General features: G+C 57.9%; 8 protein-coding genes. 1 reads left to right on the forward strand and 7 read right to left on the reverse strand.

Going from position 1 to position 11,425, the window contains the following annotated elements:
* Nucleotides 1-16 precede the first annotated feature (16 nt).
* The 6 genes from amt to B7E11_RS07715 form a co-directional block, all read right to left on the reverse strand.
* Nucleotides 17-2,326, reverse strand: coding sequence for an ammonium transporter (amt, locus tag B7E11_RS07690; RefSeq protein ID WP_080833146.1), 2,310 nt, complete (start codon nucleotides 2,324-2,326; stop codon nucleotides 17-19).
* A gap of 287 nt (nucleotides 2,327-2,613) precedes the next feature.
* A complete protein-coding gene (locus B7E11_RS07695; protein ID WP_080833148.1) occupies nucleotides 2,614-4,320 on the reverse strand; it encodes an alpha-glucosidase in 1,707 nt (568 codons plus the stop codon).
* Nucleotides 4,317-5,846, reverse strand: a complete 1,530-nt coding sequence (locus B7E11_RS07700) for a glycoside hydrolase family 32 protein (protein WP_080833150.1) — start codon at nucleotides 5,844-5,846, stop codon at nucleotides 4,317-4,319. Before B7E11_RS07700 ends, B7E11_RS07695 begins: the two co-directional genes overlap by 4 nt.
* Nucleotides 5,846-6,670 (reverse strand): carbohydrate ABC transporter permease, encoded by an 825-nt coding sequence (locus B7E11_RS07705; protein ID WP_080833151.1) that lies wholly within the window; start codon nucleotides 6,668-6,670, stop codon nucleotides 5,846-5,848. Before B7E11_RS07705 ends, B7E11_RS07700 begins: the two co-directional genes overlap by 1 nt.
* Nucleotides 6,667-7,551 (reverse strand): carbohydrate ABC transporter permease, encoded by an 885-nt coding sequence (locus tag B7E11_RS07710; RefSeq protein WP_080833153.1) that lies wholly within the window; start codon nucleotides 7,549-7,551, stop codon nucleotides 6,667-6,669. Before B7E11_RS07710 ends, B7E11_RS07705 begins: the two co-directional genes overlap by 4 nt.
* A 91-nt stretch (nucleotides 7,552-7,642) precedes the next feature.
* The gene (locus tag B7E11_RS07715; protein ID WP_080833155.1) at nucleotides 7,643-8,935 is read right to left on the reverse strand and encodes an ABC transporter substrate-binding protein; all 1,293 of its coding nucleotides are present in this window, start codon (nucleotides 8,933-8,935) and stop codon (nucleotides 7,643-7,645) included.
* A gap of 268 nt (nucleotides 8,936-9,203) precedes the next feature.
* Here B7E11_RS07715 and B7E11_RS07720 point away from each other — a divergent pair, with 268 nt between their 5' ends.
* Complete coding sequence (locus B7E11_RS07720) at nucleotides 9,204-10,196, forward strand: LacI family DNA-binding transcriptional regulator (RefSeq protein WP_080833157.1); 993 nt, start codon at nucleotides 9,204-9,206, stop codon at nucleotides 10,194-10,196.
* Nucleotides 10,197-10,230: 34 nt separating this feature from the next.
* Here the strand turns inward: B7E11_RS07720 and B7E11_RS07725 are convergent, their stop codons facing one another.
* Nucleotides 10,231-11,340, reverse strand: coding sequence for an enoyl-CoA hydratase/isomerase family protein (locus B7E11_RS07725; RefSeq protein ID WP_080833159.1), 1,110 nt, complete (start codon nucleotides 11,338-11,340; stop codon nucleotides 10,231-10,233).
* Nucleotides 11,341-11,425: the final 85 nt, after the last annotated feature.

Here is an 11,425-nt window from a genome sequence, read left to right on the forward strand (position 1 = left end):
CGCCCATGCGCTTTCCTTAGTGAATCAATTCCGGCTTCGTCTTGAACTTCTGCATCGTCAGGTCAAGCGTGCCGCTTTGGCCCCGCAGCTCCAGTACCCGATCGCCGATTTGCGAGGTGAACGCGCGGTTTTCCTCGATTTGGTCGAGCACGCGCCGCATCCGGTTCATCATCGCTTCCAGTTCGTCGTATTGACGCCGGCGGGCGTCCTTCATGGCGGAAGCGTTCGCCTGCAGTTCCTCGACTTCGTCCGTGAATCCCCGCGCCTTCTGGTACATCGATTCGATTTCCGACGCCGTGCGCTTCACCTTCTCGGGAATTCGCGACAGTTCCTCATTCAAGTATTCGAACGTTTGGCGGAAATGAGCCGAGCTTTCGCGGCCGCTGACGACGGCAGCCCCCATTCGGAGCATCAGCTCGCGAATGTTTTGCGTGGACAGCTGCGTTTCCCCGGACAGCTTCTTGACTTCCTGCGCGACAACCGCGAAGCCCTGGCCGTATTGCCCCGCCCGCGCGGCTTCGATGCCCGCGTTCAGCGCGAGCAGCCCGATCTGTTTGGAGATGTCGTCGATCGTAGCGATCACCGATTCGCTCCGGCCCGAAGACGCCGAAATCTCGCTCATCGCTTCCGACAGGCGCCGCATCGCTTCGCCGGCTTCGGCGAGCCCCGCCTCCATCGTGCCGATGTTCGCTGCCATTTCGTTCATCTGCTCCCGGGTCGAGCGCATATCCTGCGAAATGCCGTTCATGATCGCAATAGACTGTTCGAACGCGGCCAGCGCTTCCCGGTCCGTCTCCATTTCCGACTTCATCCGCGCCTGCATCTGTTGAAAATAATCGTACGCCTGCCTTACGGATTCGTCCTGCAGATTGGAGTTGTCGTTCAGCTGCCGGCTCAGCTTCATCATCTGCTCGGAGCTGGAATGGACGAATCCGGTCTGCCCTTTCACCTGATCGACAAGCTGGCCGATTTTGTCCAACAAATAGTTAAACGAACGGTTCAGTTCCTCCGTATCGTCTCCCGGCTCGATTTCCAGCTTGCGCGTGAGATCGATTTTTTCCGAGGCGATTTCGTTCATTGCCCGCACCGTGTCGAGCAGCGACGTCCTTGCTCCGTGCTCGGAAATGTTCAGGCCGATCAGCTCGTCCTCCCGGCCAACGCGAAGCCGGATCGTTTTCTTCAGCAGCCAGTAGACGACAAACCCGAGGACGAACGCCCAAACGAACACGACGCCGGCCCCAAGCGCCTGAACGCCGATCTGTTCCCAGCGCGATCCGGCCGCGAGCTTGTCCGCTTCGCCGAAAATCCCGACGGCCAGCGTTCCCCACGCCCCGCAAACGCCGTGAACCCCGATCGCGCCGACCGCATCGTCCACCTTCAGCACGTGATCGATAAAACGGATCGCCGCGACGACGAGCAGCCCGCCGATCGCGCCGGCAAGCAGCGAATGAAGCGGGGTAAACACGTTGCAGCCCGCCGTGACCGATACCAGGCCGCCGAGAATGCCGTTCAGCATATCCTCCGCACGCGGACGCCGGTCGACGATCCAGCTTGCCGCCATCGCCAGGAAGCCCCCGGCCGCTCCGCCCAGCGCCGTGTTCAGCGTAATGAGCGCAATATCGGGGCTGGCGAGCGTCGTCGAGCCGGCGTTGAAGCCGAACCACCCGAACCACAGCAAAAACACCCCAAGCGCCGCCAACACCAAATTCGAGGCCGAGAAGCGGTTGCTCTTCCCGTTCGGCTCGTACTTGCCGATCCGGGGACCGATCGCGATCGCCGCGGCCAACGCCACCCAGCCGCCGACCGAATGGACGACCGTTGAGCCGGCAAAATCCATAAAGCCAAGCTCGTCCAGCCATCCCTGCTGGTCCGGATTCAGCACGTCGCCCCAAACCCAGTGGCCGACGACCGGATAGATGACCACGGTCACGACCGCCGTTCCCACTAAATAGGCGAACAGCCGGGCCCGTTCGGCGATCGCTCCCGAAACGATGGTGGCCGCCGTGCCGGCGAAGACGATTTGAAAGAACATCATCGCCCAGTTCCACGGATCGCCGTCCCATCCCGATAAAAAGAATCCGCTCGAGCCGAACCAGCCGCCGACCGTATCGCCGAACATGATGGGAAAGCCGACCAGCGAAAAAAGCAAAACGGCGACCATGATGTCGGCTACGTTTTTCATCGCGACGCTGATGGAGTGCTTGGCCCTCGTGAGCCCGGCTTCGACCAACGTGAACCCCGCCTGCATGGAAAACACGAGAATGCCCGCGAAAATCAGCCAGACAAAGTCCAGCGTTTGCTGCAAGGATGAGAGGGAATTATCCATAAAGCGTTGAGATCCTCCTTATTTCCTAATCATATGTAACATCCATGTAATAATATGTCGAATTTTGCAGTATTTCGATCCTTTCATTTGTCGCAAAAACTCGGAACCCATCAAAATTATGTCATAGAAAGTACCATCTGTAAACGAAGAACTCCCGCTTTGTTCATGAAATTTTCATGAAGAGGGGAGATCGACGCAAAATAAAAAGCCGAAGAGGCGATTGCTCGCTTCATTCGGCTTTGCCCTCTAAGCCCAGACATGGCGTTTAGGTATTAAGGGCTATTCGGTTATTGCTTGAATACGACCGCTTCGTAGGGAGCCAAGACACCTTCGCCGCGCTTATCCGCATTGGTTAGGACAAGCTGCGCCCCGGCAGGCTCTGCGACGGCCACCGCACGGTCCGTAAAATTGCACAGCACCGTCCAGCGTTCTTCGCCGAGCGTCCGGACATAGCCGCCGATCTCCGGGCTGTCTTCGTGGATCTCTTCGAACGCGCCGTACACCAGCGCCTTGTTCCCGCGGCGAAGCGCAATAAGCTTGCGGTAGAAATGAAGCACGGACGATTCGTCCTTTATCTCCCGCTCCACATTGATCTCCGCATAGTTCGGATTAAGCTTCAGCCACGGAGTGCCCGAGGTGAAGCCGGCCGCATGCCCGCCGTTCCATTGCATCGGCGTCCGTCCGTGGTCCCGGCTGCGGTTGGCGAGAAAATGCATCACCTTGGCCGCGGTTTCCGCCGTCGCCTCCGGATCCTGCTCGACCTGAACGCGGTACAGATTGACGCTCTCGATGTCCCGGTACTCGTCGATTGAATCGAAGCTTCCGTTCGTCATGCCGATTTCCTGGCCCTGGAAGATGAACGGCGTGCCGCGCATCAGAAAATAGTAAGCGGCGAGCGCCTTCGCCGACCGGCTCCGATACGCACCGTCGTTGCCGAATTTGGACACCGAGCGGGGCGAATCGTGGTTTTCGAGAAACAGGCCGAGCCAGCCGCTTTTGTTGGACTCGTACTGCCATTTGGCCAGCGCCGCCTTGAACTCCTTCACCTCGAACGACCGCAGCACGCCCTTGCGGCCGGGCTCCAGGTCAAGCTCGATATGGTCGAACTGGAACAGCATCGAAAACACGCCGTCTTTTTCGTCGACATAGCGGGGAATCTCTTCGATCGGCACGCCCGGAGCTTCGGCGACCGTGACGACGCCGCGGGGCGCCAGCACCCGTTCCTTCATCTCGCCGAGAAAATCGAGAATGCCCGGCTGATTGAGACTGGCGCAATTGACCGTCACGTACGGCCGCCCGTCGGGGCTTTCCAACTGCGGATAAGCCTGGTTCTTTTTGATGAACGTAACGGCGTCGACCCGGAACCCCGCGATCCCTTTGTCCATCCACCATTCCATCATCCGGTAGATCGCCTCGCGGACATCCGGGTTCTCCCAGTTCAAATCCGGCTGCCGCCGGGAAAAGCAGTGTAGAAAGTATTCGTCCGTCGTTTCGTCGTATTCCCATGCCGAGCCGCTGAAGCCGCATTCCCAGTTGGTCGGCTCCTTGCCGTCCTTCCCCGGCTTCCAGATGTACCAGTCGCGCTTCGGATTGTCCTTGGAGCAACGCGACTCGACGAACCAGGCATGCTCGTCCGACGTATGATTGGCAACCAAATCCATCAGGATGCGGATGCCCCGACGCTTCGCTTGCGCCAGCAGCTCGTCCATGTCCTTCATCGTGCCGAATTCGGCGAGAATGGCGTGAAAATCGCGAATATCGTACCCGTTGTCGTCGTTCGGCGAATCGTAGACCGGGCAAATCCACAGCAGGTCGATGCCGAGAAATTGCAAATAATCGAGGCGGTCGATGATGCCGCGAATATCGCCGACTCCGTCGCCGTTCGAATCCTGAAAGCTGCGCGGATAAATTTGATAGGCCACGCTTTCCTTCCACCACGGTCCGGCCGCCTCGTCGGCCGAACGATCTTGCCGCAATGTATCGTTATCGCTCATAAGGTCGTTTCCTCCGTTCCGTTCGACTCGTTCCCGATCGGGTAACAATCGCCGAGCGCCCAGCTCTCCAGCTCGCGAATGACCATGCCGCCATCGGCGAAAAAGCGAATGCCGACCGACCCCTCGCCGGGATAAATCCGGGCCGTCATCGCGACCTCGCCGTCTTCCGTGAACACTTCGACGGAAGACCGGTCGACGAACACGCGCAGCGCCAGCTTGCCCTCGCGCAGAGCGACCGGCGCTTGCCGCTCGCCGCCCGGGCCTTGGCCGGACGCGTTCCGGTCCAGCTCCAGAACGCCTTCCTTGCCGTCGTATGTCAGGACGGTCCGCTCGCCGTCCGCTTCGCCGCAGCGGAGCATAAGGCCGAACCGGCTTGCCGGACGTCCCTGCAGCACGACGGCCAACTCGAGACTGTCGCCTTCCACGCCCGGCAGGTTGACCTCCTCGCCGCCCCGCACTTCGACGTTTTCGTAGCGGATGCCCTCTCCCCTGAGCGCCTCCAGCTCCCGTGCCGGAAATACGAGCAGCCGGTCCTCCCTCAGCTCCAGACGCCGCGGCAGCGTCATAGCGCCGGCCCAGCCATGCCGCCGCTCCGGCATCAGGCTTTCCCACATGTTCATCCACGCGATCATTACCCGCCGGCCGTGCGCGTCGACCGTCGTTTGCGGCGCGTAAAAATCAAAGCCGTAGTCCAGCAGGCGGAACGGGCCATGGGACATCATGCCAGTCTCCGGATCGAGCTTGCCGAGCACGTACCCCGATTGGTCCTTGTTGCGGTACAAGTAGCCCTCGGGTTTCATTCCCTGCGGGGACAAGACGAGCACGTCCTTGCCGTCTAATTGAAACACGTCCGGACACTCCCACATATAACCCGGATTGCGCCCGCCCTTGGCCATGACGTTGACGAATTCCCACTGTTTGAGATCGGCCGAACGGTACAGCAGCGCCTGGCCGATTTCGTTTTTGCTGCGGGACGCGATGACGCAATAGTAAAGATCCCCCTGTTTCCAAACCTTCGGATCGCGGAAATGGAATGGGTGGATGTCCCCTTCGGGCGTCGCGCCGATGACCGGATTTTCCGGCAGCTTGACGAAGCGGACGCCATCTTCGCTGACAGCGAGGCACTGCGTCTGAAGCAGGTCGGCCGCCTGATCCGGACCGGTCCAAACATTGCCGGTGTACATCAGGTACAGCTTGCCATCGGCTTCGATCGCGCTGCCCGAGAAGCAGCCGTCGCGATCGTACTCCTGGTCCGGCGCAAGCGCGATCGGAAGATGCCTCCAATGAACGAGGTCGGGACTGATCATATGCCCCCAATACATCGGGCCCCATTCGGGCTTGAACGGACAATGCTGGAAAAACACGTGGTATTTGCCGCGAAAATGAATAAAGCCGTTCGGATCGTTCATCCAGCCCGCCTGGGGCGACAAATGGTAACGCGGCTTCCATCCGCTGCGCGCGACCGCATCGCGGACGGAGGAAATGTGCCGATTCGCTTCCGCGATAAGGTCGGGTATTTCATTCATTATTTAACGGCTCCTTCAACAACGCCATCGATAATCTGCTTTTGCATGGCAAAATAAAATACGATAACGGGAATGATCGACAGCACGAGCGCGGCCATCGCCACCCCGTAATTCGAGGTGTATTTTCCGAAAAAATAAAACGTCGACAGCGGCAGCGTCCGGTCTTCCGGCTTAATCAGCGCGAGCGAAGGAAGCAAAAAGTCGTTCCAGATCCAGAGCACGTTCAAAATGGCCAGCGTAGTGGAAATCGGCTTTAAGATCGGAAAGACGATTCCCCCAAATACCCGGACTTTGCCCGCTCCGTCGATCAGCGCGGCTTCTTCCAGCTCCTTGGGCACGTTTTTCACGAACCCGTGATACATAAAGGTCGCCATGCTCATGCCGAAGCCGAGATAGAAATAGATCAGCGCCCACTTGCTGTTGAGCAGATGCAGATTGCCGTACAGGGTGACGAACGGAATCATCAGCGCCTGAAACGGAATGATCATCGACGCGACGAGCGCCATCAATAGATAGTTGTTGATTTTCCATTTCCAACGAACCAACATGTAGGCAAGCGATGCGGAAAAAACGGTGATCAGGGCGACCCCCAAAATCGTAACCGTCAGCGAGTTGAGCACCGCATAGGAAAAGTCCATCGTCCGGAACGCTTCCGAATAATTGCTCCACAACCATTCGTCCGGCAGCGCCAGCGGATTGCGGATGATGTCCGTTCGCGCCTTGAAGGAGTTGAGCAGCACGAGCAGCAGCGGGAACACAAAGAGAACGAGCAAAACGACGTTGAATACGAACGCGGCCGATTTCCCGACGCTTCGCGACTTCATGCCTCCACCTCCGCTTTTTTCATGGCGCTGACCTGCAGAATCGCAATAATGGCGACGATGGCGAACAAAATAAACGCTTTCGCCTGGCCGGGCCCCAGATTTTGATTGACGAACGCTTCATTGTAGACGTGCATGGCGATCAGCTCCGTCGAACGGAACGGGTCGCCCTTCGTCAGGGACAGATTCGTATCGTACACCATGAAGCTCTTCTGCAGCGTCAGAAACAGGCTGATCGTAAAGGACGGGATCATGAGCGGAATTTTGATGCTGAACAGCTGTCTGAGCCAGGACGCTCCGTCCAGCCCCGCGGCCTCGGTCAAGGAGCCGGAAATGCCGATCAGGCCGGCGACGTAGATGAGCATCATGTACCCGGCGTTCTGCCATACGCCGACGACAATAAGCGCCCACAGCGCCTTGTCCGGGTCCCCAAGCCAGGAGCTCGAAAACAGCCCCCAGCCGAACTCGCTTCCGAAATAAACGAGGACCCGCGAAAAAATGAACTGCCACACGAAGCCCAAAATAATGCCGCCGATCAAATTGGGCGTAAAAAATCCGGCGCGAAAAAAGTTCTGCCCCTTGAAGCCGCTCGTGACGAGCAGCGCCAGCACGAAGGCGAGAACGTTCGTCAAAATCAGATTGACGACGACGTATTTCAGCGTCAGCCACATCGAGGTCCAGAATGCCGGATCCCGAACGGCATCGGCGTAATTGACGAAACCGAGATAAGAAGAATTCGACGCGCTTCCGTTCCAGTCGGTGAAAGTCATGTAAATCCCGATTAGAAACGGCAGGACGATCACCGTGCAAAAAGCAAAAAGCGGGATAAAACCGAATATCCCGAACACCTTCAACTTTCCGAAAAACGTCTTTTCCTGATACATGGGTACCTCCGCAAAGTCGTTAAAGCCGGAGCGGGTCCGGACAGCCTTTACAGGCTGTCCGCCCCGCTCGCGGCTTTCGCTGCTTGTCCGCTTAGCCCAGCGACTTCCAGTAATCGCCGAATTCCTTGACCAATCCCGCGCGATCGATGTTGTTGCTCAAATACTTCTGCAAAGAGGCCGCCATCGACGGGAAAGCTTCGGGCGGATAGTAGTTGTTCATCCACGCGAGCGTGTTGCCCGCTTCCATATAGCCCATCATCGAGGTCGAAACCGGATCTTGCGGCTTGACGGCAAAATTGCCGTAGGCCGGAACGAAATTAAACTTGTTGACATAGTAGTCCTGGCCTTTCTCGCTCGATACCATCCAGTTCAGGAAATCCTTCGCCGCCTGCTGCTGCTCGGGAGTGGACTGTTCCTTGTCAATCGCCCAATATTCCGGAACGCCGACCGAGATGGAGCTGTTGCCGGGATCGGAAGCGTCATTGCTAATCGGCAGCGGAAGGAAGCCGTACTCGCCGTCCGGGTCGATCTCCTTGATTTGCGTATATGCCCAGTTGCCCATGAACCACGTGCCGACTTCGCCGTCGGCCAGCAGCATCGGACCGTCGTCGTAGAGCGCCGCCAGCGGCGCGTCTTTGGAAATGTTGTATTCCTTCAGCAGGTCGAACGTGTCCAGCCAGCCGTTGAACGCTTCGTCCGCGTTTAGATCCGCGGCGCCGCTTTTCAAGTCTTCGATATATTGCAACCGGCCTTCGTGCGTGTCCGATTCGTTAGCCATATACACGCTGGTGAGATGCGCGCCGAGCGACCAGTCCACCGGAGAAATTTCGACCGCCTTGGCGCCCGTCGCCTCGATCTTGTCGAACAAAGCTTTGAGGTCGTCGCGGGTTTTGATCGTGGCGGGATCGAAGCTTCCGCCGACGGCCTGATCGAGAACGGACTTGTTGTACAGCAGCCCGAACGCTTCGACGGACATCGGCATGCCGTAGACCTTCCCGTCGACCGTTACGTAATCGAGCGTGCCTTCGTTCGCGTTCTGCACCCATTCCTGATCGGACAGGTCCGCCAGCTTGCTTTGCATTTCGCCGAATTCGGACAAGAAGTGCATGATCGTCGGCGCGTTACCGGCCGCATACAGCGTCGTTATCCGCTCGTAGCCGTTTTGCCCGGCCGTCGAAACGACCGTTACGTTGGCCCCGTCCTGGGATTCGTTGTATTCCTTCACCATCTCTTCGAATTGCTGCGCGATTTCCTGCTTGCCGACGAGAACGGTAATTTCGACTTTCGAACCGGCTTCTTCCCCGCCGTCGGAACCTCCCCCGCAAGCCGCGAGAACGGAGACCATAAAAGCCAGAATCAGAAGGATGGACAAACTTTTCTTCATTGCTGCAGTACCTCCACAAGTTGTCATATTTTTCTCGTTTTCATCATGATGAGATAAGCTCATTATACTCACATCAAAATTTATGTCAAACGTTTACACATCATTTTTACGCATAAAATATCATGTTATACGGACGATTTGTTGATATTTATATCACTTTTGTGATAACGTTTTTATATTGTTATAATAGGAAAATAGGCTTCCGTAGCGAGGCCGCCAGCTTGCAATGACGAACGGCGCGAACAGTCTAATCCAGAGGATTGATGAAATGTCAGGCATAAAAGAAGTCGCAAAAAAAGCGGGCGTCTCCGTCGCCACCGTATCCCGGGTCATCAACAACCGCGGCTACATCAGCAAGGAAACCCGCCGGAAAGTCGAAACCGCCATGCGGGACTTGGACTACCGCCCCAACCAGATCGCCCGGGCGCTGCTGAAAAACCAGACGTTTTTCGTCGGAATCATCGTCCCGGATTCGAATCATCCTTTTTTCTCGGAGTTGGTCAAATACGTCGAAATCAGCGCCAACGAGCTGAATTATAAAGTGCTCGTGTGCAACTCGCTCGACGATCCGAAGAAGGAAGAGGAATATATCAGCATGCTCCGGGAGAATCAGGTCGACGGCATTATTATGTGCAGCCATACGCTCGATACGGAGAAATACAAGAAACTTTCGCTGCCGATCGTGTCGTTCGACCGGGTCATTTCGCGGAGCATTCCGTGCGTCGGATCGGACAATTTCCGCGGCGGGGAGCTCGCCACCGAGCACTTGATTTCCAAAGGCTGCAAAAGGCTGCTCCACATTTCGGGCCCGCTCGAGTTAGACATGCTGTCCAACCGGCGCGGGGACGCCTTTATTTTAACTTGCATGAAGCATGACGTGGAATATCATTTTATCGAGGGCGCCCGCAACAAGCTGACGTTCGAGTATTTCATGGACTTCATTACCCGCGAGCTTTCCTCGATCGAGCTGTCCCGCTACGACGGCATTTTTTGCAGCAACGACATCGTCGCCTACGCGCTGTATATCTACGCCAAGCAGCAGGGATTGCGCGTGCCGGAACAGCTCAAAATCGTCGGCTACGACTATCACAGCTTCACCCGCATGCTGCAGGAACCGAAGCTGACGACGATCAAGCAGCCGACGGACCGGATCGGGCGCATGCTGTTGACGACGCTCGTGCGAATGATCGAGAAGGGCGACGACGCGCTGATCAACAACACACTGGTCGATGTCGAACTGATCGTCGGCGACACGACATGACGAGCGTTTCGCGGGGCACTCCGCTGCGGCCGGGCTATTCCGGCAGGGATACCGTCTCGCTCGCCAATTCCGCGAGCGGATGCCGTCCGCCCGGCCAGTCATAGCGGAAAAACGACTGCACGCGCCGCTCGTCCACCTCGCCCAGCTCGGCCGGCTGCCAGCGCGGATTGCGATCCTTGTCGATGAGAACGGCGCGAATCCCTTCGTACAAATCGTCGTGCGCGACGAAATTCATGCTCATGTCCATTTCCATCCTGAGGCAATCGGCCAGCGATTTCCCCCTGCCCGATTGAAACTGGCGAAGCGTCACTTTAAGGGAGGTCGGCGGCTTCTGGCGCAGCGCGGTTAACGTTTCCCAAGCCCACTCGTCCCCTTCCCCGGCCGCGCGTTCCAGAGACGCCAGGATGTCCTCGATCGTCGCGCGGGCAAAGTGGTCGTCGATCCGCTCGCGCAGGGCGGCCAAGCGGGACGGCCGCGTCGGCTTGTCCTGCATTTGGGCGAGCAGCTCGGACAACTGCCGCGAGGTAAAGCCTCCTTCGCCGAGGCTTTGCAGATTTGCCTTCGCTTCGTCCCACCGCCCGCTGCTCGTATAAACCTCCGCCGCCCCCAAGTACAGCAGATCCTCCCCCGTTATGACGGAGGAGGTCAGCGCCAAATAAAGGCCGATTCTGCCCGGCATGCGGTTCAAGAAGTAGCTCGAGCCGACATCGGGAAAGAAGCCGATATTCAATTCCGGCATCGCCCATTTCGTCCGTTCCGTCACGATTCGGTGGCTGGCGGCGGAGCCGATGCCCGCTCCGCCGCCCATAACGACTCCGTCCATCCAGACGAGCACCGGGACCGGATAGCGGTATACGATGTAATCCAGGCGGTAACCCCACCCGAACAAACGCGCGGCCAGTTCCGTTATCCCGCTATTCCGCGCTTCGTACAACCGGGCCATATCCCCGCCGGCGCAAAAGCCCCGCTCTCCTTCGCCGGAAATGACGACCAGCCGCAAATCCGGCTCGATCTTCCAACGTTCCAGCTGCAGCGCGATTTTTTCCGCCATCTCGGCCGTAATCGCATTGATGACGCGGGGGCGGTTCAAACGAATCCAGCCGATACGGCCGGCGAATTGGAACGACACTTCCGAAGACTCCATGCTCTCTTCCCCTCCGAACCGGCTTGCTTCCCGCCGCTTCCTTTGCGCGTTCCGCCGATCTGCCCCCGATCATAACGCGTTTCGG

Source organism: Cohnella massiliensis (assembly GCF_900169535.1).
In the GTDB taxonomy this organism is placed as follows: Bacteria; Bacillota; Bacilli; order Paenibacillales; family Paenibacillaceae; genus Cohnella; species Cohnella algarum.